Source organism: Halomonas sp. SH5A2 (assembly GCF_014263395.1).
Taxonomy (GTDB): Bacteria; Pseudomonadota; Gammaproteobacteria; order Pseudomonadales; family Halomonadaceae; genus Vreelandella.
The window spans coordinates 3,583,775-3,606,464 of record NZ_CP058321.1 but is presented as its reverse complement, the minus strand read 5'-3'; the positions used below and the strand labels follow the sequence as shown (position 1 = coordinate 3,606,464).

General features: G+C 58.5%; 21 protein-coding genes. 19 read left to right on the top strand and 2 right to left on the bottom strand.

Annotated features, from left to right (window positions below):
* The first annotated feature begins 21 nt into the window (after positions 1 to 21).
* Entirely contained in the window at positions 22 to 843 is an 822-nt protein-coding gene (locus HXW73_RS16575; RefSeq protein WP_186254128.1) for a flagellin N-terminal helical domain-containing protein, read from the top strand.
* A 3-nt stretch (positions 844 to 846) separates the two neighbouring features.
* Here the strand turns inward: HXW73_RS16575 and HXW73_RS16570 are convergent, their stop codons facing one another.
* Positions 847 to 2,403, bottom strand: coding sequence for a BCCT family transporter (locus HXW73_RS16570; RefSeq protein WP_186254127.1), 1,557 nt, complete (start codon positions 2,401 to 2,403; stop codon positions 847 to 849).
* A 173-nt stretch (positions 2,404 to 2,576) separates the two neighbouring features.
* Entirely contained in the window at positions 2,577 to 3,329 is a 753-nt protein-coding gene (locus tag HXW73_RS16565; protein ID WP_186254126.1) for a DUF481 domain-containing protein, read from the bottom strand.
* A gap of 122 nt (positions 3,330 to 3,451) precedes the next feature.
* Here HXW73_RS16565 and HXW73_RS16560 point away from each other — a divergent pair, with 122 nt between their 5' ends.
* The 18 genes from HXW73_RS16560 to HXW73_RS16475 all read left to right on the top strand — a co-directional run bounded on the left by HXW73_RS16560 (position 3,452) and on the right by HXW73_RS16475 (position 22,645).
* Positions 3,452 to 5,149 carry an ATP-binding protein gene (locus HXW73_RS16560; protein WP_186254125.1) on the top strand — a complete coding sequence of 566 codons (1,698 nt, stop codon included), beginning with the start codon at positions 3,452 to 3,454 and terminating at the stop codon, positions 5,147 to 5,149.
* Positions 5,150 to 5,206: 57 nt separating this feature from the next.
* The gene (locus HXW73_RS16555) at positions 5,207 to 5,938 is read left to right on the top strand and encodes a response regulator (protein WP_186254124.1); all 732 of its coding nucleotides are present in this window, start codon (positions 5,207 to 5,209) and stop codon (positions 5,936 to 5,938) included.
* Between the two features lie 259 nt (positions 5,939 to 6,197).
* Complete coding sequence (locus HXW73_RS16550) at positions 6,198 to 7,199, top strand: Bug family tripartite tricarboxylate transporter substrate binding protein (RefSeq protein WP_186254123.1); 1,002 nt, start codon at positions 6,198 to 6,200, stop codon at positions 7,197 to 7,199.
* Positions 7,199 to 7,651, top strand: a complete 453-nt coding sequence (locus tag HXW73_RS16545; protein WP_186254122.1) for a tripartite tricarboxylate transporter TctB family protein — start codon at positions 7,199 to 7,201, stop codon at positions 7,649 to 7,651. The genes HXW73_RS16550 and HXW73_RS16545 overlap by 1 nt, the downstream gene beginning before the upstream one ends.
* A complete protein-coding gene (locus tag HXW73_RS16540) occupies positions 7,651 to 9,177 on the top strand; it encodes a tripartite tricarboxylate transporter permease (protein ID WP_186254121.1) in 1,527 nt (508 codons plus the stop codon). The genes HXW73_RS16545 and HXW73_RS16540 overlap by 1 nt, the downstream gene beginning before the upstream one ends.
* Before the next feature lie 330 nt (positions 9,178 to 9,507).
* Positions 9,508 to 10,860 carry an urea ABC transporter substrate-binding protein gene (gene urtA, locus HXW73_RS16535; RefSeq protein ID WP_186254120.1) on the top strand — a complete coding sequence of 451 codons (1,353 nt, stop codon included), beginning with the start codon at positions 9,508 to 9,510 and terminating at the stop codon, positions 10,858 to 10,860.
* Between the two features lie 166 nt (positions 10,861 to 11,026).
* Positions 11,027 to 12,616 carry an urea ABC transporter permease subunit UrtB gene (gene urtB / locus HXW73_RS16530; protein WP_186254119.1) on the top strand — a complete coding sequence of 530 codons (1,590 nt, stop codon included), beginning with the start codon at positions 11,027 to 11,029 and terminating at the stop codon, positions 12,614 to 12,616.
* A 6-nt stretch (positions 12,617 to 12,622) separates the two neighbouring features.
* Entirely contained in the window at positions 12,623 to 13,756 is a 1,134-nt protein-coding gene (gene urtC, locus HXW73_RS16525; RefSeq protein WP_186254118.1) for an urea ABC transporter permease subunit UrtC, read from the top strand.
* Positions 13,753 to 14,589, top strand: coding sequence for an urea ABC transporter ATP-binding protein UrtD (urtD, locus tag HXW73_RS16520; protein ID WP_186254117.1), 837 nt, complete (start codon positions 13,753 to 13,755; stop codon positions 14,587 to 14,589). The genes urtC and urtD overlap by 4 nt, the downstream gene beginning before the upstream one ends.
* A complete protein-coding gene (urtE, locus tag HXW73_RS16515) occupies positions 14,589 to 15,299 on the top strand; it encodes an urea ABC transporter ATP-binding subunit UrtE (RefSeq protein WP_186254116.1) in 711 nt (236 codons plus the stop codon). The genes urtD and urtE overlap by 1 nt, the downstream gene beginning before the upstream one ends.
* Positions 15,296 to 16,192 carry an urease accessory protein UreD gene (locus tag HXW73_RS16510; protein WP_186254115.1) on the top strand — a complete coding sequence of 299 codons (897 nt, stop codon included), beginning with the start codon at positions 15,296 to 15,298 and terminating at the stop codon, positions 16,190 to 16,192. The genes urtE and HXW73_RS16510 overlap by 4 nt, the downstream gene beginning before the upstream one ends.
* Before the next feature lie 55 nt (positions 16,193 to 16,247).
* Entirely contained in the window at positions 16,248 to 16,550 is a 303-nt protein-coding gene (locus HXW73_RS16505; protein ID WP_186254114.1) for an urease subunit gamma, read from the top strand.
* Positions 16,551 to 16,573: 23 nt separating this feature from the next.
* A complete protein-coding gene (locus HXW73_RS16500; RefSeq protein ID WP_186254113.1) occupies positions 16,574 to 16,942 on the top strand; it encodes an urease subunit beta in 369 nt (122 codons plus the stop codon).
* Positions 16,939 to 18,654, top strand: a complete 1,716-nt coding sequence (gene ureC, locus HXW73_RS16495; RefSeq protein ID WP_186254112.1) for an urease subunit alpha — start codon at positions 16,939 to 16,941, stop codon at positions 18,652 to 18,654. Before HXW73_RS16500 ends, ureC begins: the two co-directional genes overlap by 4 nt.
* A gap of 8 nt (positions 18,655 to 18,662) precedes the next feature.
* The gene (ureE, locus tag HXW73_RS16490; RefSeq protein WP_186254111.1) at positions 18,663 to 19,214 is read left to right on the top strand and encodes an urease accessory protein UreE; all 552 of its coding nucleotides are present in this window, start codon (positions 18,663 to 18,665) and stop codon (positions 19,212 to 19,214) included.
* Positions 19,204 to 19,917, top strand: a complete 714-nt coding sequence (locus HXW73_RS16485) for an urease accessory protein UreF (RefSeq protein WP_186256064.1) — start codon at positions 19,204 to 19,206, stop codon at positions 19,915 to 19,917. Before ureE ends, HXW73_RS16485 begins: the two co-directional genes overlap by 11 nt.
* Before the next feature lie 12 nt (positions 19,918 to 19,929).
* On the top strand, positions 19,930 to 20,559 hold the full coding sequence (ureG, locus tag HXW73_RS16480; protein WP_186254110.1) for an urease accessory protein UreG: 630 nt from the start codon (positions 19,930 to 19,932) through the stop codon (positions 20,557 to 20,559).
* A 301-nt stretch (positions 20,560 to 20,860) separates the two neighbouring features.
* Positions 20,861 to 22,645, top strand: a complete 1,785-nt coding sequence (locus tag HXW73_RS16475) for a methyl-accepting chemotaxis protein (RefSeq protein ID WP_186254109.1) — start codon at positions 20,861 to 20,863, stop codon at positions 22,643 to 22,645.
* Positions 22,646 to 22,690 lie beyond the last annotated feature (45 nt).

Below are 22,690 nucleotides of genomic sequence, written 5' to 3'. Positions count from 1 at the left end.
TGTGCCGCTTGGGAGAAATCGGTGTTAAGCCTCAAAACCAATATCAGTTCCCTGCTCACTCTTCAGCACCTGCGGAGTAGCCAGCAGTCGATGCAAACCGCCATGCAGCGGCTTTCGTCGGGCCTGCGGATCAATAGCGCCAAGGATGACCCGGCGGGGCAAGCCATTGCCAATCGCATGGAGGCCCAGGTTCGGGGGATGAGCCAGGCTATGCGTAATACCAACGATGGCATTTCCATGGTGCAGACGGCGGAAGGCTCGCTCAACCTTATCAACGACAACCTGCAGCGCATGCGTGAACTCAGCGTTCAGGCAGCTAACGGCACCAATTCCTCTTCCGACCTTGCCTCTATCCAACTGGAGATTGATCAGCGCCTTGAAGAGATCGATCGCATTGCCGGGCAGAGCAATTTCAATGGCATACGGCTGATGGAAAGCGATCAAACGCTCAATATTCAGGTGGGAGCCAATGCGGGGGATATGATTGGCGTGCGCTTCAATGCCATGGGCGTGCAGGCGCTAAATCTTGACGCCTTCAGCGTTTTGGATGATGGTTTTGCCACGCCTAAACCGATGGAGGCTATCGACAAAGCAATCGAGCGCGTGGATCGCCAGCGTAGCTATCTGGGGTCGGTACAGAACCGCTTTGATAGCGTAATTGACGGGCTCAACACTAATATCGTCAATACCTCTGCCGCCCAGTCGCGCATTCAGGATGCCGACTACGCGAAGGAAGTCTCCAACCTCTTGCGCGCGCAAATTCTCCAGCAAGTCGGCATCAGCATGCTGGGCCGTATCAACCAGCAGCCGCAGATGATCATACGGCTGCTGGAAGGGCTCTAGCGATTACTTGATGATTCCCTGTTCCCGCGCCATGGCGTAAGCAGCCTTGGGGCCGTGCCATAGCGTGGGCAGCAGGATCAGCGAAACGGGAATGGCGGTGATCACGATAAACTGCTGTAGTGCGCTGATTTGCCCGGCGCCCATGTTCAGCAATAACGCCGCCATCAGCGCCATGGCGATCCCCCAGAAAGCGCGAATGTAAGGGTTGGGGTTGTCATGACCGGCACCAACAACGGCGATGGCGTAGCTCATCGAGTCACCGGTAGTCGCCACGAAAATGGTCGTTAACAGCAAAATCGCCAGTGCCATCCAGGTGCCGCCGGGCAGCGCCTGCGCAACGGTTAGCGTGGCCACGTCAAACTGGAAGTTGTTCAGCGCTTCAGTCAGCTCGATGGCACCGCTGAGCTGGTAGTAGATGCCTGACCCACCGAGTAGGGTAAACCATACGCTGGTGGCAATCGGTGCGATAACGGCGACCGCGACAATCATTTGGCGAATGGTGCGGCCACGGGAAATGCGCGCCACAAAAATGGCCATCAGCGGCGCATAGCCGATAAACCAGGCAAAGAAGAACACTGTCCACCATTGCATCCACCAGTCGGGCGCGGTGTCCGCTGTAGTGGTCGCCATGGTGAAGAACTCGCTCACATAGGTGCCCATGCCGGCTACATAGCTGTTGGTTAAGAACAGCGTCGGGCCGAATATAAAGATCACCGCACCGATCGTGAGTGCCAGCAGTACGTTGAACCGGCTAAGTAGTTGAATGCCTTTGTGAACACCGCTCATCGAGGACAGTACGTAAATGCTGCCCAGTGCGGCAAGAATGATCAGCTGGCCGGTATAGCCTTCCGGCAGACCAAACAGCTCGTGCAAGCCGAAACTCACCTGGGTCGCCAGGAAGCCGATCGGCCCCACGGTGCCTGCCACCAGAGCAATCACGCAGCAGGCATCGATAATGCCGCCCAAGGGGCCACGCAGCAGGCGCTCGCCAAATACCGGGTACAGCAGGGTACGGGGCTGTAGCGGTTGGCCTTTCACATAGTGGGCATGCGCCAGCACCACGGCTGAAAGCGACCCGAGTACCGCCCAGGCCAAAAACCCCCAGTGGTTGAACGACTGGGCAAGTGCGTTTGCCACGGCCTCTGGCGTGCCGGCTTCGCTGTCGAACGCAGGTGGGGTGACCACAAAGTGGTAGATCGGCTCGCCTGCCGCGAAAAATACTCCGCCCCCGGCCAGCAAGGTGCACAGAATAATCGATAGCCACTTGAAGGTGCTCATTTCTGGCGCATCGAGGTTGCCGATTTTGGCGTTAGCGGCGGGGGTAAAGGCCAGGCCAATGGCAATAAAGAAGGTGGCGATCAGCAGCAGTTGAAAATAGGTGCCAAACACCTGTGCCGTCCAGGCGAAGCCGGTACTGATGCTATTGGCAACCAGATCGACGTCGTAAAGCGACAGGCCAACAAAGGCTACTATAAAGCCGATGCTGAGCAGTAGTACCAAAGGGTCACCGAGGGCGCGTAGACGACTACGTGGCACCGCATCTTGAGTTGATTGTGTCATGAGAGTCCGTTGTTGGGTGGAGCAATTTGTGTGCCAAACTTAGCAGCTTGCCGCGTTGAAAAGTGGGCTCAAAAAAAAGCGCCATTCATGGAATGGCGCTAGGACAGGAAACTGGGCATATTGTAACGCCTTTATAGACCAACGTCTAACGTCGCTCGCTACATTTTGGTGCGCTACCAGTGGTAAAGCAGCGACGCGCTGGTGGTGGTGTCGCTGCGTTTGTCGGCATCGTCGGGTGGCTCGGAGTTATGCTTTATCTCGTAGGAGAGGCGCAGCGAAAGCTTGGAGTTCAAACGTGTGGTCACGGCGGTGAGCGAGCGCGAAGTAACATTCTGACGGGTATATTCCACCGAGGCTTCCTGACGAATATCGGCGTAGTCGGCAAATTCCCAGCGATAATCGATTGCCGAGTAGGCAACGCCCAGGCGTTCATCACCGTGCTCGCGAAGCCGGTCGTGGCGGTAGCCAGGGCCGGCTTCCAGCGACAGTGTATGGCTGTCGTTGTCGAGGATCTGCCGTCCGTAGCCGCCAATCGCGCTGAGTTGCTGGTCATAACCGGCAAAACGATCTTTCTCCCAACGGGCAAAGCCAAACAGGTAATGCGGCCCGCTGAAGTCGTAGCGTTCGCGGGCCGCCAGCAGGTATTGCTCGGCGGTCGTGTCGTCTTCCTTGCTAATGTGGCGCACTTCGCCGCGCAGCGAGTGGGTCAAGTCGCCCGTCAACCATTGCAAGCGGGTTTTGCCGATGAGCGTTTCACTGTTGGTGTTGCCCGCCAGGCGGTTGTAGCCCAATTCAGAGTCGCCGCTGAAAACGGGGGTATCGTCGGACGGCGGATCTGGGGCGTAAAAGGGGCTGGCAATGGCTGACGCGCCCCAAAGAACACCCAGGAAAATGACAATTCCTTTTGTCCAGTCCTTCGCTAGCATACCGCTCTCCCTGATCTGGCAGTGCAAGGCCTATTGCCTGTCAAGCCGCCCAAAGCGGCGAAGTTTAACGCCCTCTGCGTGCGCATGCCATAATGAGCCCGTTACCGCTTGTGAGTGCCGTTATGTCATCCTCCCGCCCGAACAAAACATTAGCCGAGCTGCAGCGCTGGCGTCGAACACGCTCGAGGCGGCGCTGGTACAAGCGCAGCTTTCGCCTTCAGGTCATGCTGCTGGTCGGCCTGTTGCTGGCGGGCATGTTACTGGCACAAGGCACTTATCTAAATCACCGTAAAGCCGAGATCATCAGCACGCAAATGGGTGAGCGGGCCTTGGCGGTGGCCAAGACGGTGGCCTCAATGCCCGAACTGATCGAGGCCTTTGACGATGACAATCCCGCCAGTGTGATACAACCGCTGGCCGAGCGCGTGCGCCGCGAAACCGGCGCGCGGTACGTGGTGGTCGGCAATAACCAAAGCGTGCGCTATTCGCATCCGGTGCCCGAGCGTATCGGCCTGACCATGGTAGGCGGCGATAACGCGCGAGCACTTGAAAGCGGCGAGTCCTATGTGTCGGAAGCGACCGGCACATTGGGGTCCGCCATGCGGGGAAAAACGCCGGTGCGCGATGAAGCCGGTAATGTCATCGGCATTGTCTCGGTCGGCTTCATGCTGGATCGCGTCGAGATGGACATCGCTCGCTATAACAGCCTGGGCTGGACCTTGGTGGCGCTGATGATCGTGCTGGGGTTTGCCGGTGCCTATTGGCTTTCCCAGCACCTGAAACGCGTCATTCTAGGCTTGGAACCCTACGAAATTGCCCGCCTGGCGATGGAGAAAGAGGCCATTCTCCAATCGATACACGAGGGTATCCTGGCGGTGAACCGCGAAGGCCAGATTACGCTAGTGAACCAGCAGGCTCGGTGGTTCCTAGGGTTGGCCGACGAACATATTCTGCTCGGCCAGCCGATCCGCGAGGTAGTTCCCAATTCTCGGCTCCAGGAAGTGCTCAAATTCGGTCAGCAAGAGTTCGACCAGGAGATGTGGCTGGGTGATCATCCGGTGGTGGTCAACCGCGTGCCGATTGTGCACGAAGGTGACATTGAAGGGGCGGTGGCGACATTTCGCAGCCGCCGGGAGATTGTTGATCTTTCTCAGGCGCTGACCCAGGCTAGCCGCGATGTCGACATGCTGCGCGCCCAGGCGCACGAGTTTTCCAATAAGCTCTACACCATTTCCGGCTTGCTGCAGCTCGAACGCATTGATGAAGCGCTGACGCTGATTCACCAGGAAACTAAGCGCGCTCAGGCGCAGATGAGCTTCTTGATGCGTAACGTCGCCGATACCGTTTTGAGCGGCACGCTGATGGGCAAACTGACCCGCGCCAGGGAGCTCGGCGTTACGCTGGATATTGATGAACAAAGCTCACTTAGCCGCCCGCTAACCCCGACCGGGCAGGAAGTGATGATGAGTGTGGTGGGCAACCTGCTGGATAACGCCTGTCACGCAGCCTTGCATGGGCCGAATGACCCGCCGCGTGTGCGCTTGTTTTTCACCGACTTGGGCGAGCAATTGCTCATTGAAGTGGAGGATAACGGGCCCGGCGTGATTCCTGACCATGTCGAGTCGATTTTTAGCGAGGGCTTCTCGACGAAATCCGGCCAGCATCAGGGGCTAGGCCTTGCCCTTGTGGCACGTCTTTGTCGCCAGCATGGTGGCACGGTCACCCTGGAAGACAGCGAGCTGGGCGGTGCCTGCTTTATCGCGGTGCTGGACCGCTCGCTATGTGCCGACGTTGACGCGTCATCGTCCGTGATAAGCTAACCGGCGCAAATCTTACAATGATAAATAATGGCCTGTAACGCGGTAAAAGGAAGCCTTATGTCGGCGCACGAGTACGGTATTTTGGTGGTAGAAGACGACTTTCGCATTGCCGATATCCACCGCGCGTTTATCGAGCAGAGCGAGGGGTTTTATGTTGTCGGCATGGCCCGCAACGCCGCTGAAACCAATGCCTTGATGGCCGAGAAAGGCCAGCACGTGCAGTTGATTTTGCTGGATGCTTATCTGCCCGATGTGGAAGGGCTGGAACTGCTTTGGGCGTTGCGACGTGATTATGTTCAGGTGGATATTGTCATGGTCACCGCCGCCCGTGAGGTAGATACCATCAGCGAGGCGCTGCGCGGCGGCGTTTTTGACTACCTTATCAAACCCATTGAAGCCGGTCGTATGCAGCAAATGCTGGCCCGCTTTCGCCGTGAACGCGAGGCATTGGCCAGTCGCGCCGAGATGAATCAAGCCGAGCTTGACCAGGTGCTGGCCCGCGCAAAGCCCGTTGAACCCCATGCACCCAGTGGGCGAAGCCTGCCAAAAGGTATTGATCGCCTGACATTAGGTTCGGTGGTTGAAGCCCTCAAGCAAGCGCATCAGCCGCTGGCGGCCACCCAGGTGGCACGGGGGATGGGCGCAAGCCGTTCCACTGCACGCCGCTATTTAGAGTTTTTGGTATCAGTGCAAGTGGTAGACGCCGAATTGGGCTATGGTGATGTAGGTAGACCCGAACGCCGTTATCGTTTGCGGGCCGATGCAAATGGTTGGCTTGAAGGCCTTTAACTATGCCTTTGAAACCATGCCTTTAAAACGGCGCCCTTAAAACTGATGCCCTTAAAACTAGACGTTTAAAAATCAGCGCTTGAAAGGCCCTGGTAACGCCGTGAACAAAATGAACAGAATGCGCAGAATGCTTTTTTTGTGCTTAATGTTCATAAGCTTGTCGCACGGGTCTGCTTTCTTCTAACGTTCACAGCGTGAAGTGCTATGCATCACGACAACACGCATCACTACAACAACAGATTGAAACGTGGAGAACGCTATGACTCTCAAGTCTTCCTTGAAGTACGTAACGCTGCTGGCTCTGCCGCTGGCCGCGATGACGACCTTTTCCAGCACTGCTGCTGCCTACGAACCGGAAGGTAAAGTCGAATGTATCGCCCCTTCTGATCCGGGCGGCGGTTGGGACTTTACCTGCCGTAGTGTCGGTAATGTGCTCCAAGAGCTCGATCTGGTGTCAGGTAACGTACAGACCATCAATATGGCCGGTGCCGGTGGCGGTGTCGCCTACGGTCATACCATCAGCAAGCGCGCCGGAGATGAGGAGCTTCTTGTCGCGGCGTCCACTGCCACTACGACCCGTCTTGCTCAGGGTCAGTTCCCTGACATGACCGCGGACATGGTCAACTGGATTGGGGCGCTAGGTGCTGACTACGGCATCATCGCTGTATCCGCCGATTCCGAATATGATGATCTCAATGACCTGATGGATGCTCTTAAAGAAGATCCACGCAGCGTTAAGTTTGCTGGCGGCAGCGCCAAAGGCGGCTGGGATCACCTCAAGGTATTGATCGCGGCTCAGGCGGCTGAGGTCGAGAACCTGCCGCGCATCGCTTACCTGTCTTACAACAATGGCGGCGAAGCGCTGACCCAGGTGATCGGCGGTCACGTTGAAGCGTTCACCGGTGATATCACCGAGGCTCAAGGCTTCATGGAGTCAGGTGATCTCAAGGTCCTCGCGGTTCTCTCTGAAGAGCGCCTGCCGGGTGACTTATCTGAGATTCCCACTGCACGCGAGCAGGGCATTGATGCGCTGGGCCCCAACTGGCGCGGCTTCTATATGCCGGCGGATATCTCTGACGAGGCCAAGCAGTACTGGGTCGATGCCATGGATACCATCTATGCCAGCGACGAATGGAAGAACGTCATGCAGCAGAATGGCCTGATGCCTTTCCACATGAGCGCCGGTGAGTTCGAGACCTTCGTCAAGAACCAGATCAAAGATATCGAACAACTGTCCATGGATATCGGGCTGATTCAGTAATGGTTTTCAACGATCGTATCTTTGGAATACTGATGATCGTCCTGGCCGTCGCGTACGGCTGGGGCACCACTCAGTTCGCAGAGCCGTTTGGTGGGTCCGAGGCGGTTGGCCCCGATACTTTTCCTCTTTTATTGGCCGTCGTACTGGGGCTATCCAGCCTGTATATGGTCGTGCGGCCGGACCCGGATAACGCCTGGCCATGGAGCCGCACCGGTCTTGAGTTGATCGTTGCTGTCGTGGTGCTGGTCCTGTATGCCATGTTGCTGCAACCGCTAGGCTTCATCATCAGCACGACACTGGCCGTGGGTACCCTCTGCTGGCGCATGGGCTCACGCCCGGTCAAGGCCTATATCACCGGAGCGGTTTCCGGTGTGGTGGTGTATCTGGTCTTCAGCTTTGCCCTCGATCTGGCGTTACCGCTAGGCATATTGTCGTTCTTGGAGGTGGGCTAATGGAAACGCTTGGCTTCTTGATGGACGGGTTTGGCGTCGCGCTGCAGCCCCATAACCTGATGTTTGCGCTGATCGGTGCCTTTTTGGGCACCCTGATCGGTGCTTTGCCAGGCCTGGGCCCGGCCAACGGGGTGGCGATCCTGATCCCGCTGGCCTTTACCCTCGGCCTGGCGCCGGAAACCGCCCTTATCATGCTGACGTCGGTGTACGCCGGGGCGATGTATGGCGGGCGCATTTCCTCGATTCTGCTCAATATTCCCGGCGACGAGCCGGCGATGATGACCTGTCTCGATGGCTACCCGATGGCACAACAGGGCAAGGCGTCCGAGGCGTTGGCGATCTCTGCCGTTGCGTCCTTTATCGGCAGCCTGGTGGCCACCGTGGGCCTGATCATATTGGCTCCCCTGTTGGCCAAGTTCGCCTTGACCTTCGGGCCTGCCGAGTACTTCGCGCTGTTCCTGTTGGCTTTCGCAACATTGGGCGGTATCACCGGCAAGAACCCGATGAAGACCGTCGTGGCAGCTGCCATTGGCTTGATGATCGCCACGGTAGGTATCGATTCTACCGGCGTGCAGCGCTTTACCTTTGGAACGTTGGAACTCTACGAGGGTGTGGATTTCATCATTGCTATTGTGGGGCTGTTCGCCATTTCCGAGCTGTTGTTCTTTATCGAAGAGAAGGCCGGTGGTGGCAAGGAAAAAATGGCGGTCAACAAGCTCTCGCTCAAGTGGAAGGATATCCGCGAGATCCTGCCTTCGAGCTTTCGTGGTGGTGTGCTGGGCTTCATCGCTGGGGTGCTGCCGGGTGCCGGTGCGTCGCTGGGTAGCTTTATCGGCTATACCTTGGAAAAAAAGGTCGTGGGCAAGAAAGGCTACTTTGGCAAGGGTGATCCACGCGGTGTCGCTGGGCCGGAGGCCGGTAACAACGGTGCTTCAAGCGGCGCGTTGGTCCCCATGTTGACATTGGGTGTGCCGGGTAGCGGGACCACGGCAGTGCTGCTGGCGCTGCTGATTTCGCTGAACATCACGCCCGGCCCGCTGATGTTTACCCAGAATGCTGACATCGTCTGGGGCGTGATTGCCGCTCTCCTGGTGGGTAACTTCCTGCTGCTGATCCTGAACATCCCGTTGGTGGGGATCTTCGTCAAGCTGCTGTCGGTACCGCCGATGTACCTGCTGCCGATCGTTACCATGATTGCCTTTGTTGGCATCTACTCGATCAGCAACACTGTCTTCGATCTCTACTTCATGGTGCTCTTCGGCGCTGCTGGCTATCTGTTTCGCAAACTCGAGATTCCCCTGGTACCGATTATCCTCGGTCTGTTGCTAGGGCCGGAGATGGAAAAGAACCTGCGCCACGCCATGGATATTTCCGACGGCGACTGGACCATCTTGTGGGACAGCGGCCTGGCCATTGGCCTGTGGGTATTTGCCGGACTGGGCTTGATCCTGCCCTATATCATTGGGCCCATCCTGCGCCGCCGGATGCGTAACCCCATTGAAGAGGGAACGTCTGGCAGCGATTAATCGTGGAAGGAATCAATCAACCCTGAAAGAACGGGGCGCTGACGAGAGTCGGTGCCCCGTTTTTGCACGCCAATGGTGCGTTGAGCGCGACCGGTGCATGATCAGCGTGCGCTTGCAAACAGGCGCTGCGCTATTTTGGTGCTTTTGGTCTTTTTTTTGTTTTTTAGACTTATCTTAAGTTACTGATTGTGCGTTTATAAGTTGCTTATGTGCCAATCTGGCGCAGCCCTTGCAAATTGTTTATTGCTAGTGGACGTATACCAACCTTTATTGCTTGGCATACGACGCCAATAAACGAGCCCCCAGCATAAGGGGTGCAAGGAGATTCAAGTGACCACTTTCCTACGCAAGACACACCCAAAGACGTCTCGAGTGTTCTCAACTGCCCTGCTAACCGCCGCTGTGATGGGGGCCAGCACTCAGGCCATCGCACAAGACGAAGACCCGATCAAAGTCGGTATCCTGCACTCGCTCTCTGGCACCATGGCCATCAGTGAGACTGTCCTTAAAGACACCGTCGAGATGCTGATCGAGCAGCAGAACGAAGCCGGCGGCCTGCTCGGCCGTGAGATCGAGCCGGTGGTGGTCGACCCCGCCTCCGACTGGCCGCTGTTTGCCGAGCGTGCGCGGGAGTTGCTCGAGCAGGAAGAAGTCGACGTTATCTTCGGTAACTGGACCTCCGTGTCGCGTAAAGCGGTTCTGCCGGTGGTAGAAGAACTGAATGGCTTGCTGTTCTATCCGGTGCAGTACGAAGGCGAGGAATCTTCCGAGAACGTCTTTTACACCGGCGCGGCACCCAACCAGCAGTCAATCCCTGCCGTCAACTATTTGCATGACCAGATCGGCGTCGAGCGCTGGGTGCTGGCGGGGACTGACTATGTCTTCCCGCGCACCACCAACCGCATCCTGGAAGCCTATCTCAAGGACGAGTTTGGCGTGGCCGACGAAGACATCATGGTCAACTACACGCCCTTTGGTCACTCCGATTGGCAGAACATCGTCTCGGAAATCGGTCGTTTCGGCAGCGAGGGCAAGAAAACCGCCGTGGTATCTACCATCAATGGCGATGCCAACGTGCCGTTCTACCGTGAGCTGGGTAACCAGGGCATCGACGCGGCCGATATTCCCGTCGTTGCCTTTTCGGTGGGTGAGCAGGAACTCACCGGGATCGATACCGGGCCGTTGGTTGGCCACTTGGCCGCCTGGAACTACTTCATGAGCGTGGATAGTGACGCTAACTACGACTTTATCGACGCCTGGCTTGAGCATACCGGTGAAGACGACGCCGTGACCAACGATCCGATGGAAGCCCACTATATCGGCTTCAATATGTGGGTAGAGGCTGTTCAGAAAGCCGGTACTACCGATGTGGACGCGGTTAAAGATGCCATCATCGGCGTGACCGTGCCCAACCTGTCGGGCGGTTCGGCGGCGATGATGCCCAACCACCACATCACCAAGCCGGTCATGATCGGGGAAATTCAGGACAACGGCCAGTTCGCCGTGGTATGGGAAACCCCGTCTACCGTGGCGGGCGATGCCTGGTCGGACTACCTGCCCGGTTCGCGTGATTTGATTAGCGACTGGCGCAAGCCAATGGAATGCGGCAACTACAACGTGGCGGAAAACCGCTGCATGGGTAGCGATGCCGAAGAGCAGGCGGAAGAGGCGCTGGCCGAGTAAGCCTATGTCAGGGGCGGTGTAAGCCGCCCCACCGTTTTTATCCATTCATCCTGTTCATTTATCTCATTCATTAACCTAGGCGTTGCCCCGTGGGGCCACGCCTGGGGCACGCCACTCAAAGGACTCACCCATGAGGATTCCTTGCTATTCGTGGACGGCTCGCGTCATGCCAAGGATCGTCACCTGTTTGCTCATCAGCCTGCTGGCATGGTTTCCCATGGCGGTTCAGGCGCAGGAAGACGACGGACAAGCCCTTCTGGAAGCGCTGGATACACGTTCATTTGACGATAAATCAGAAGCGATCACCGCCATCATCGAAAGTGAGCACGAGCGCGCCGACATCTGGTTGCAGGCTCTGCTGGACAGCGACTTACAGCGTCTGAAAGATGACGGCCGCTTTGTGATCGCGCTGGAAACCGCGGGGCTTGACGTCACTGTTGAAGATGCCATGACCGGCGAGGCCATGGGCGAGGTCAGCCGCCGTGACTTGGATCGGTTAACCATCAACAACGCGCTACGCACTCAGCTGCGCTCAGCGATTTCGCTGGTCGAACTGTATAACGGCGAGCAAGACGCCCGTTTGGACGCGGCGAAACGGCTGATTGGCGAGGTTGAAGAAGACCAGGTCGAACCGCTCACCAACCGACTGGAAAACGAACCGTCGGCAGCGGTACGCGATCGGTTGAATCAAGCGCTGGCGGTCTATCGCCTCAATCAGGGCGACGCGGAGGCCGTCGAGGTGCTATCGGGTAGCTTGAACAGTAACGTTCGGGTGGCGTTGAGCCGCGCTACCCAGTCGGATGACCCGCTAGTGGTTGAAGCTGCCACTGCCGCATTGGCCGATATCGAACAAAACCTCAAGATCAACCGCGCCGCCGAGACGCTCTATTTTGGCCTTTCCATGGGCTCGGTGCTGGTACTCGCGGCCATTGGCCTGGCGATCACTTTCGGCGTGATGGGCGTCATCAACATGGCCCATGGCGAGCTGATCATGCTCGGCGCCTATACCACCTGGGCCATGCAGCAACTGCTGCCCGGACAGCCGGGGCTGGCGCTGATACTAGCGATTCCGGCCGGGTTTATGGTGTCCGCCCTGGCAGGGGTGGCGATCGAGCGCGGCGTGATTCAGTTCCTCAAAGGTCGCCCGTTGGAGACGTTGCTGGCCACTTTTGGTGTCAGTCTGATTCTTCAGCAGTTGGTACGCACGGTGATCTCGCCGCAAAACCGCACGGTGATTACCCCCGAATGGATGAGCGGTTCGCTGATCGTGAACGACGCCCTGTCGCTCACCCTTAACCGGATGTATGTGCTGGGTTTTGCGCTGGTGGTATTCGCAGGCCTGATTCTGATCATGCGCCACACACGGCTGGGGCTTGAGGTCCGCGCGGTCACCCAGAATCGCAACATGGCCCGCTCGATGGGCATTCGCGCCACGCGGGTCGATATCATGACCTTTGCGCTGGGCTCGGGCGTGGCAGGGCTTGCCGGTGTGGCCCTCTCCCAGCTCACCAACGTGGGCCCCAACCTTGGCCAAAACTACATCATCGACTCCTTCATGGTGGTGGTGTTCGGCGGCGTCGGTAACCTTTGGGGTACGCTGGTGGCCGGCATGTCGCTGGGCATTATCAACCAGGTGCTGGAACCCTGGGCGGGTGCGGTACTGGCCAAGATTATCGTGCTGGTATTCATCATTCTGTTTATTCAAAAGCGCCCCCGCGGACTCTTTCCGCAGAAGGGCCGTGCGGCGGAGGGCTAATCGATTATGTGGCTAACACGACCCTTCAACGAACGCTCGACGCAGATCTTCTTGTTGATCCTGACAGCAGCGGTCATCGCCGTAACGGTACTGCACCTGGCGGTACCCGCCGGGCATCCGCTGTACGTATCAGGCTATACCGTAGGGCTACTGGGCAAATATTTAACCTACGCGCTATTGGCTGTTGCGGTAGACCTGGTATGGGGCTATCTGGGGATTTTGAGCTTGGGGCATGGCGCTTTTTTCGCCATTGGCGGCTATGCCATGGGCATGTACCTGATGCGCCAGATTGGCGATCGCGGCACCTACGGCGACCCTATCCTGCCCGACTTCATGGTATTCCTGAACTGGGACAGCCTGCCGTGGTACTGGTACGGCTTTGATATGGCCTGGTTTGCCTTTGCCATGGTCCTGATAGCACCGGGGCTGCTGGCGCTGGTGTTTGGCTGGCTGGCCTTTCGCTCGCGGGTCACCGGGGTGTATCTGTCGATCATCACCCAGGCGATGACCTTTGCGCTGATGCTGGCGTTCTTCCGCAACGAGATGGGCTTTGGCGGTAACAACGGCCTGACCGACTTCCGTGAATTGCTGGGCTTTGACCTGCGCAGCGGGGCCACTGGGCTTGGCTTGTTTATTGCCTCCGGGGTGGCGCTGGCGCTGGGCTATTTAGTATGCCGGTCGATTGTCGGCAGCAAACTCGGTCGGGTATGCGTGGCGACCCGCGATGCCGAAGCGCGCACGCGCTTTCTCGGTTACCGGGTAGAGCGTTTTCAGCTGTTCGTGTTTGTTGTCTCCGCCATGCTGGCGGGGGTGGCCGGGGCGCTCTACGTGCCTCAGGTCGGGATTATCAACCCCAGCGAATTCGATCCGATTTTCTCCATCGAGATCGTGTTGTGGGTGGCGCTGGGCGGCCGTGCCTCGCTTTACGGCGCCGTGATCGGTGCGGTGTTGGTGAACTACGCCAAAACCGTGTTTACCGGTGTCATGCCCGATGCCTGGCTATTTGCGCTGGGTGGCCTGTTCGTGTTCGTCACGGTGTTCCTGCCCAAGGGAGTCGCCGGCCTGCTGGGTAATTTAAAGCGGCGGCGAGACGATGAGCCAACCGAGTCAGAGACACCAGACAAGGAGGCAACCGCATGAGTTTTTTCCAAGCGCTCACCGAACGCGACCGGGTGTTCGACTTCATGACGCCGCAGGCCTCAACGGTCGATGTGCGCCACGGTCCGATTCTTTACATGGAAGATGTCACCGTCAGCTTCGATGGGTTCAAGGCGATCAACAACCTGAATCTGACCATCGACGATGGCGAGTTGCGCTGCATTATCGGCCCCAACGGGGCCGGTAAAACCACCATGATGGATATTATTACCGGCAAGACGCGCCCCAATGAAGGCAGTGTGTGGTTTGGCAGCCGCCACAACTTGTTGCACATGAACGAGCCCGAGATTGCCAGCCTGGGTATTGGGCGCAAGTTCCAGAAGCCCACGGTGTTCGAGGCACTCTCGGTATTTGAAAACCTGGAACTGGCGATGGCGGCGGACAAGCGAATTATACCGACCCTCACCGCCCGCCTGACCGGCGAGGTCAGGGACCGCATCGACGAAGTGCTGGAAACGACCGGTCTAACGGCGCTTCGCTATCAACCCGCGGGTATTCTCTCCCACGGCCAGAAGCAGTGGCTGGAAATCGGCATGCTGCTGATGCAACGACCGCGCCTGCTGTTGGTGGACGAACCGGTCGCGGGCATGACCGAGCAGGAAATGGAGCGCACCGCGGAACTGCTCACCGGCTTGGCAGGGCAGCAGTCTGTCGTCGTGGTCGAGCACGATATGGGCTTCGTGCGCTCGATAGCTCGGCAGGTGACGGTGCTGCACCAGGGCAGCGTGCTGGCAGAAGGCACCATGGATCAAGTCTCCAGCGATCCCAGCGTGGTCGAGGTTTACCTGGGTGCCGATGACGAGGAGGCCGCCTGATGCTGGCAATTGAAAAGCTCAACCAGTTCTACGGCGAAAGCCACACCCTATGGGACTTGGACCTCGAAGTGCCCGCCGGGCAGTGCACCTGCGTGATGGGCCGTAACGGCGTGGGTAAAACCACGCTGCTAAAAGCCGTCATGGGTGAAGTCGCAGTGAAAAGCGGTGCCTTGCGCTACTCAAGCGGCGACGCGGGCGAGATCGAACTGACCCAAAAAGCTGTAGAAGAACGCTCACGGCTGGGCATTGGCTATGTGCCCCAGGGGCGGCAGATATTTCCGCTGCTCACCGTGGAAGACAACCTGCGTACCGGCCTTGCCGCCCGCCGCGACGGGGTGAAAAAAATCCCCGAGCGCGTCTACGAGCTGTTTCCCGTGCTCAAGGAAATGAAAAACCGCCGTGGTGGTGACCTATCCGGCGGCCAGCAGCAACAGCTGGCGATCGGCCGCGCGCTGGTCATCGAGCCCAAGCTGTTGATCCTGGATGAGCCCGGCGAGGGCATCCAGCCCAATATCGTCTCGCAAATCGGCCAGGTAATTCGCCAACTGATCAACGAAGATTCGTTGACAGTCTTGTTGGTGGAGCAGAAATTACCCTTTGCGCGTAAGTACGCCGACCGCTTTGTGATCATGGATCGCGGCCGACCCGTGGCAAACGGCGATATCGGCGAGCTTTCTGATGAACTTATCCAACAACATTTGACGGTATGACCGCACTCACACCCTTGACGACGCCAGGCAGTACAACAGCGGCCTCCGGCCACCGCTTCGATGATCAGCGCCACTGGGCGGCCTCGCTGGCCTTGCGCTTTGCCCATCGCGGCGATGCCACCCGCATGGTGCAGGCGCGCCACTCGGGGCCATTACGGGTGCAGCGCCCGTTTTACCCGGAAGGCCGCGGTGAGACCTGCCACGTTTACCTGCTGCACCCGCCGGGTGGGCTGGTAAGTGGCGATGCGCTGACCATTCAGGCCCATGTGGAAAACGGCGCCCATGCGCTGCTGACGACGCCTGCCGCCAATAAACTCTATAAAGCCGACAGCCAGGGCGTTTCCTGGACCCAGCACACCCAACTGAGTGTTGAAGACGGCGGGACCCTTGAATGGCTGCCCCAGGAAACCATTGCCTTTGATGGCTCGCGCGGCGAGCAACGCACCTCGATTGACTTGCACGGCAATGCGCGCTGCCTGGGCTGGGAGGTGATGGCACTGGGCCGCCCGGCGAGCGAGCTACCCTATGTTTCCGGGCGTATCGAGCAGCACTTTCGTTTGACCCTGGACGGCAAGCCGCTGTGGCTGGAACGCCAGCCTCTCGACCCTTTGCACCCGCGCTTTACCGGGCGTTGGGGCCAGGGCGGCGCGACGGTACAGGCGACGCTCTGGGCAGTGGGCATAGCCGATGCGCCGGGTGCCATCGAGGCCCTGCGCGAAGCGCTTCCCGATAACTCGCGCTGGGCCGTCACCGTGCGCCACGGCGTATTGTTACTGCGCTACCTGGGCAACTCGCGCAATGAAGCCTGGGCGCTGTGCGAGCAGGCCTGGCATCTGCTGCGCCCCCGTTGGATCGAGCGTGACGCGCATACGCCGCGAATTTGGCTAACCTGAACAATGCGAGAGCCCTACCTGTGTAGAGCTTTCTTTTAGTGTGGAGAGATGCCCCATGGAATTAACCCCGAGAGACAAAGACAAGCTGCTGCTGTTTTCCGCCGCCCAGCTTGCCGAGCGCCGCAAAGCGCGCGGTTTGAAGCTCAACTACCCCGAGGCGGTCGCGCTAATCAGCTTTGAGATCATGGAAGGCGCCCGTGACGGTCGCAGCGTGGCGGACCTGATGAGCTACGGCCGCGAAATCCTGGGTCGCGACGACGTGATGGAAGGGGTGGCCGAGATGGTCGACGAGGTGCAGGTTGAAGCCACCTTCCCCGACGGCACCAAGCTGGTCACCGTCCACACCCCGATCAACTAGTTATCAGCAATCAGGAGGCTGCCATGATTCCCGGCGAGTATCAGTTAAAAGACGGCGATATCGAGCTGTGCGTGGGGCGTGAGCGCATCAGCGTCGAGGTGGCCAATACCGGTGACCGGCCGATTCAGGTGGGGTCGCACTATCATTTTGCCGAAGCCAACCCGGCGCTGGTGTTTGACCGAGACAAGGCACGTGGCTACCGCCTGGACGTCGCGGCGGGCACGGCGATTCGCTTCGAGCCCGGCCAGACCCGCGAAGTCACCTTGATTCCTTATGTCGGCAAGCGGGAAATTTACGGCTTCCGCGGCGATGTGATGGGTGCGCTACTCTCTAACGCGCCCGAAGCCGCGCGAAATGCGCAGAAACCGGACGAAGCTGGAGGCGAGTCATGAATCCGACCAACAAGATCAGTCGGCAGGCCTACGCCGATATGTACGGCCCCACGGTCGGCGACCGCGTACGGCTGGGTGACACCGAGCTGTGGATTGAGGTCGAAAAAGACGCTACCCACTACGGCGATGAAGTGAAATTCGGCGGCGGCAAGGTTATCCGCGACGGCATGGGTCAAAGCCAGCGTAGCGACAGCAGCGTGATGGACACGGTGATTACCAACGCCCTGATCCTCGACTGGTGGGGCATCGTCAAGGCCGATGTGGGCATTCAGAATGGCCGCATTGCCGCGATTGGCAAAGCCGGTAACCCGGATACTCAGCCGGATGTTGAGATCGTGATTGGCCCCGGCACTGAGATCATCGCCGGGGAAGGCAAGATTCTGACCGCCGGGGCGCTGGACGCCCATATCCACTTTGTCTGCCCGCAGCTGGTGGAAGAAGCGCTGATGAGCGGCATTACCACCATGCTGGGCGGCGGCACAGGGCCGGCGACCGGCACCAATGCCACCACCTGCACCCCAGGCGCCTGGCATATCGGCAAGATGCTCCAGGCAGTAGACGATATGCCGATGAACATCGGCTTTATGGGTAAAGGCAACAGCAGCCTGCCCGATGCCGGCCGAGCACAGCTTGAAGCCGGTGCCATGGGCCTCAAGCTGCACGAAGACTGGGGCACCACCCCGGCGGCTATCGACTCCTGTTTAAGCGTGGCCGATGAGTACGATGTACAGGTAGCCATTCATACCGACACCCTGAACGAGTCGGGCTTTGTGGAAGACACCTTGGCGGCCTTTAAAGAACGCTGCATTCACACCTATCACACTGAAGGGGCCGGTGGTGGCCACGCGCCAGATATCATCACCGCCTGCGCGAAGCCGTATGTGCTGCCGTCGTCCACCAACCCGACGCGGCCTTACACCGTCAACACCATCGACGAACACCTCGATATGCTGATGGTGTGCCACCACCTCGACCCCAATATTCCCGAAGACGTCGCTTTCGCTGATTCACGCATTCGCCGGGAAACCATTGCCGCCGAGGATATCCTCCACGACCTGGGCGTGATCTCGATGATCGCCTCCGACTCCCAGGCCATGGGGCGTGTCGGCGAGTCTGTCTGCCGGACCTGGCAAACGGCCCACAAGATGAAGGTTCAGCGCGGCCTGCTGCCCGAAGACGAAGCCCTGGGCGCCGATAACTTCCGTGCCAAGCGCTACATCGCCAAATACACCATCAATCAGGCCATTACCCATGGTATTGCCCACGAGGTCGGCTCGGTCGAGGTTGGCAAGATGGCCGATCTGGTGCTGTGGAAACCGGCGTTTTTCGGCACCAAACCAGCGATGATCATCAAGGGCGGCATGATCGCGGCCGCGCCCATGGGTGACCCTAATGCGTCGATTCCCACGCCGCAGCCGGTGCATTACCGTTATATGTTTGGTGCGTTGGGCCGCGCGGCGAGCCAGACCCGGCTCAGCTTTGTCAGCCAGGCGGCATTAGACGCTGGTATTAAAGAGACACTGGGTCTGAATAGCCAACTGGCCGCGTGCAAAAACGTACGCCAGGTGCGCAAGCAGGATATGAAGCTCAACGACGCCTGCCCCGAGCTGAGCGTCGACCCGCAGACCTACGAAGTGCGCTGTGACGGCGAAATTTTAACCTGCGAGCCCGCCACCGAGCTGCCGCTGGCCCAGCGTTATCATTTGTTTTAGGAGCCCATATGCTGAAACTGATAGAACGTTTAGGGCCGATAGACGAGAGCGCCGCCAGCGATACGCTGACGCTGCCTTTCGAGCTGCGCATCCGCGGCCGTTTGAAAGCCAAAAGCGATAGTGGCCGCGAACTGGGGTTGTTTCTGGATCGCGGCCCGGTATTGCGCAGCGGCGAAGGCTTAAAAGCGGAAAGCGGCGAGATAGTGCGCGTCTGTGCGGCCGTAGAACCGGTGGTGACCGCGCGAGTAAGTGCTGGCTTACCGCTGGCACGGCTGGCCTACCACCTGGGCAATCGCCACGTTCAACTGACGCTGGGTGAAGACGGCAAGGGCGGCTGGGTACGCTTCCCGCCGGACCACGTGCTGGAAGAACTCGCCGAGCGGCTGGGGGCCGAGCTGGAGCATCACAACGCCACCTTTGACCCGGAGCCGGGCGCCTATAACCAGGTCGGCGATGGGCACTCGCATAGTCATGCACACGGTCATTCCCATTCCAGTTCTCAAGGTCATGATCATGACCACGAACATTCACACGGCCATGAGCACCACCATGCCCACTGAAGACGCTGCGCGGGAAAGCCAAAACAATGAGCTGGCACTGCTGGGGCTGATGCAACTGGTCAGCCCGTCGCTGCCCATCGGGGCCTTTGCCTTCTCGCAAGGCCTGGAAAGTGCCTTCGAGCTTGACTGGGTGCGCGACGAAACAAGCCTGGCCGAATGGCTAAGCGGCGTATTGGAAGACGGCTTAACCCGTTGCGAGTTACCGGTGCTGGCGCGCCTGTACCAGGCTATTGGCCAAGGCGACAGCGAGACAATTTCGCAATGGGACGCATGGCTGGCGGCGACGCGTGAAACCGCCGAGCTGGCCGCTGAAGACAGCCGCTTAGGATCATCGCTGAAACGCCTGTTGAATAGCCTGGACTTGATGCCAAGTGAAGACTCACTACCGCCCTTGTTACCGACTCAGGCGGGCTATGTAACGCTGTTTGCATACACCGCCCATACCCGTGGCGTATCCATTCGCCAAACGCTGCTCGGCTTTGCCTGGGCGTGGCTTGAAAACCAGCTGGCCGTCGCCTGTAAAGCACTGCCGCTTGGCCATACGGCCGCCCAGCGGGTGATCGAGCAGCTGCGCCCGGCGCTGGTTACCGCCGTTGATCAGGCACTGTCGCTTGACGACGATGAGCTCGGTCCGGTGCTTCCCGGCCTGGCGCTGGCCAGCGCGTTGCACGAAACCCAGTATTCACGACTGTTTAGAAGCTAGGAGATTATCATCATGACTCACTGTTTACGCGTTGGCGTGGGTGGCCCGGTCGGTTCCGGCAAAACCGCGCTACTCAAGCAGCTCTGCCTGGCGCTGCGCGACCATTACGATATCGCCGTGGTCACCAACGATATCTACACCCGCGAAGACGCCGACTTCCTGCTTAAGCACGATGCGCTGCCGGCCGACCGCATTTTAGGCGTGGAAACCGGTGGCTGCCCGCACACGGCGATTCGCGAAGATGCCTCCATGAACCTGGCGGCGATTGATGAGCTGCAGGAACGCCACCCCAAGCTCGAGCTGGTGATGGTGGAATCCGGCGGCGATAACCTGTCGGCAACCTTTAGTCCGGAGCTTTCGGATCTCACGCTCTACGTGATCGACGTGTCCGCCGGCGACAAGATTCCGCGTAAAGGTGGCCCGGGGATCACCAAATCCGACCTGCTGATTATCAACAAGATCGACATTGCCGAGCAGGTGCATGCCTCGCTAGACGTGATGGAGCGTGACTCGAAAAAGATGCGCGGCGAGCGACCCTTTGTGTTCACCAATCTGTACGACGGGGTTGGGCTTGAAGGGATTATCCGCTTTATTCTCGATAAAGGGATGTTGGACGAGCGCCGCACGGCCATCGCGGGCTAATCTGGGGCGGGCATAATAAAAAAGTCGCCCCGACCAGGCGGTTGAAGGGTCGAGGCGACTGAACAAGGGTGGGTGGCATCAAGCCTAAAAACGGGCCATCCCTGGCCACCACACCCCTACAGTGGACCGGCGCGCTTTCAATCACCTTAACTTATGTTATGAACTTCCTGATATCGCTCTAAATAAACCAAAAAAACATAAAAATAATTATTGATAGTTAAAGTTCAGATAGCGTTTGTCGATATAGGCCTAATGATAAATTTAATAATCTTTAACTTGGCTACGCTGGAAATCTCAAAACATGACGACATCTGAATCTCCCTCTCGCCGGGCCTTTGGCTTACAAACCAAGGTCTTGATGCTGGTCTTGCTCCCCTTGTTCCTGGTCACAGTGGCACTGGTCGGGTTTATAGCCTATAGCACAACACAGAACGCCAACGATGCGCTTGCCGAACAGCGCGAACAATTAATTGAAGAACGTCGCAAGGCCGTGCGCGACGTTGTGCAAATGGCGAGAACTGCCATTGAGCCAATTTACGAAGACGCCGACGTTAACGATGAGGAGGCCAAGCAACGGGTCGCCGAGCTGGTGCGCTCCATGCGCTTCGAAGATAACAACTACATTTTCATCTACGATTATGACGGTAACAATATCGTGACGGCACCTGCGCCTGAGCGCGAAGGTACCAACATGATCGATGCGCAAACGCCCAATGGCACCTACCTGATCCGCGAGATCATCAAGGTCTCTCAGAGTGGCGGGGGCTACTTCAGCTATGATTGGGACTACCCAGGCACTGACGATATCGAACCCAAGCACTCCTATGTTGACCAGCTTGAAAAATGGGACTGGTTGATTGGCGCGGGTGTCTACGTGACCGATGTAGATGAAACGATGGCCGGCCTGGAAGCCCAGACAGCTGCCGATATACGCCAAGGCATTATCTTTGCCTCGCTGCTGGGTCTGGTACTGTTTATCGTGGTGGCTCTGGTGGCGTATGTCTTTGTGCGTCGCACCGTCGGGCCGATCAAGCGCACCTCTGCCGCCATGCACGATATCGCCCAGGGGCGGGGTGACCTGACTCGCCGCCTCGCGGTTGAAAGCAATGACGAGATCGGCGAGCTGTCCATGCAGTTCAACGCCTTTGTAGAGCGGATGCAGGACACTCTGCGCGACGTTCGCCATAGTACCTCCAGCGTCTACAATTCCGCCGGGGAGATATCGCGCAGCAGCGAAGAACTGTCGACGCGGACCGAGCAGGCGGCTGCCAACCTCCAGGAAACCTCCTCCTCCATGGAGGAAATCACCTCGACGGTCAATCACAGTGCCGACAACGCCCAGCAGGCCAATAAGCTGGTGCAGTCCACTGCGGAAGTCGCCAATCAGGGCGAACAGTCCATGGAGCAGGTCGAGCGCACCATGCAGGATATCAATGAGTCGGCCAGCCGGATCAGCGATATCATTACCATGATCGACTCCATCGCTTTCCAGACCAATATATTGGCGCTTAACGCCTCGGTGGAAGCCGCCCGTGCGGGCGAGCATGGCCGTGGGTTTGCCGTGGTGGCCCAGGAAGTGCGCACCCTGGCGAGCCGTTCCAGCGATGCGTCCAAGGAAATCCGCACGCTGATCGATGCCTCGGTGAAGCACACGCACTCCGGCGCAGAGCTGGTGCGCGATGCTGGCGCCACCATGCGCGAGATTGTCGAAAGCGTGGCCAAGGTGACCGATGTGATTGGCGAGATCACCGCCGGGGCGAAAGAGCAGAGCAGCGGTATCAGCCAAATCAATACTGCCGTGGCCGAAATGGATACCATGACCCAGCAAAATGCCTCCATGGTGCAGCAGTCAACCACTGCTGCCGCGGATATGCGCCGCCATGCCGAGCACCTGAGGGAGCTGATCAACTCCTTTGTGCTGGGTGAAGACGAGCCGAAGCATCAGGCGCTAGCCTCTCCGGCGTCTCAGCAGCGCGGCGGTGATAATGGCCTGAAGCGCCCCGCGCTTTCTTCACACGCCTCATCTCAGCCATCTTCAAAGCCCTCACCGGCGAAGCATACCGCAGATGAGTGGGAAGAGTTCTAAGCGCCTGGCGCTGTTTTTGATGTAGATTAAAGGGGCTTGCCAATT

What these genes read in the sequence shown, in the direction of transcription:
- HXW73_RS16570 (WP_186254127.1), bottom strand. Translation starts at nt 2,403, where the DNA reads ATGACACAATCAACTCAAGATGCGGTGCCACGTAGTCGTCTACGCGCC.
- HXW73_RS16565 (WP_186254126.1), bottom strand. Translation starts at nt 3,329, where the DNA reads ATGCTAGCGAAGGACTGGACAAAAGGAATTGTCATTTTCCTGGGTGTT.
- HXW73_RS16560 (WP_186254125.1), top strand. Translation starts at nt 3,452, where the DNA reads ATGTCATCCTCCCGCCCGAACAAAACATTAGCCGAGCTGCAGCGCTGG.
- HXW73_RS16555 (WP_186254124.1), top strand. Translation starts at nt 5,207, where the DNA reads ATGTCGGCGCACGAGTACGGTATTTTGGTGGTAGAAGACGACTTTCGC.
- HXW73_RS16550 (WP_186254123.1), top strand. Translation starts at nt 6,198, where the DNA reads ATGACTCTCAAGTCTTCCTTGAAGTACGTAACGCTGCTGGCTCTGCCG.
- HXW73_RS16545 (WP_186254122.1), top strand. Translation starts at nt 7,199, where the DNA reads ATGGTTTTCAACGATCGTATCTTTGGAATACTGATGATCGTCCTGGCC.
- HXW73_RS16540 (WP_186254121.1), top strand. Translation starts at nt 7,651, where the DNA reads ATGGAAACGCTTGGCTTCTTGATGGACGGGTTTGGCGTCGCGCTGCAG.
- urtB (WP_186254119.1), top strand. Translation starts at nt 11,027, where the DNA reads ATGCCAAGGATCGTCACCTGTTTGCTCATCAGCCTGCTGGCATGGTTT.
- urtC (WP_186254118.1), top strand. Translation starts at nt 12,623, where the DNA reads ATGTGGCTAACACGACCCTTCAACGAACGCTCGACGCAGATCTTCTTG.
- urtD (WP_186254117.1), top strand. Translation starts at nt 13,753, where the DNA reads ATGAGTTTTTTCCAAGCGCTCACCGAACGCGACCGGGTGTTCGACTTC.
- urtE (WP_186254116.1), top strand. Translation starts at nt 14,589, where the DNA reads ATGCTGGCAATTGAAAAGCTCAACCAGTTCTACGGCGAAAGCCACACC.
- HXW73_RS16510 (WP_186254115.1), top strand. Translation starts at nt 15,296, where the DNA reads ATGACCGCACTCACACCCTTGACGACGCCAGGCAGTACAACAGCGGCC.
- HXW73_RS16505 (WP_186254114.1), top strand. Translation starts at nt 16,248, where the DNA reads ATGGAATTAACCCCGAGAGACAAAGACAAGCTGCTGCTGTTTTCCGCC.
- HXW73_RS16500 (WP_186254113.1), top strand. Translation starts at nt 16,574, where the DNA reads ATGATTCCCGGCGAGTATCAGTTAAAAGACGGCGATATCGAGCTGTGC.
- ureC (WP_186254112.1), top strand. Translation starts at nt 16,939, where the DNA reads ATGAATCCGACCAACAAGATCAGTCGGCAGGCCTACGCCGATATGTAC.
- ureE (WP_186254111.1), top strand. Translation starts at nt 18,663, where the DNA reads ATGCTGAAACTGATAGAACGTTTAGGGCCGATAGACGAGAGCGCCGCC.
- HXW73_RS16485 (WP_186256064.1), top strand. Translation starts at nt 19,204, where the DNA reads ATGCCCACTGAAGACGCTGCGCGGGAAAGCCAAAACAATGAGCTGGCA.
- ureG (WP_186254110.1), top strand. Translation starts at nt 19,930, where the DNA reads ATGACTCACTGTTTACGCGTTGGCGTGGGTGGCCCGGTCGGTTCCGGC.
- HXW73_RS16475 (WP_186254109.1), top strand. Translation starts at nt 20,861, where the DNA reads ATGACGACATCTGAATCTCCCTCTCGCCGGGCCTTTGGCTTACAAACC.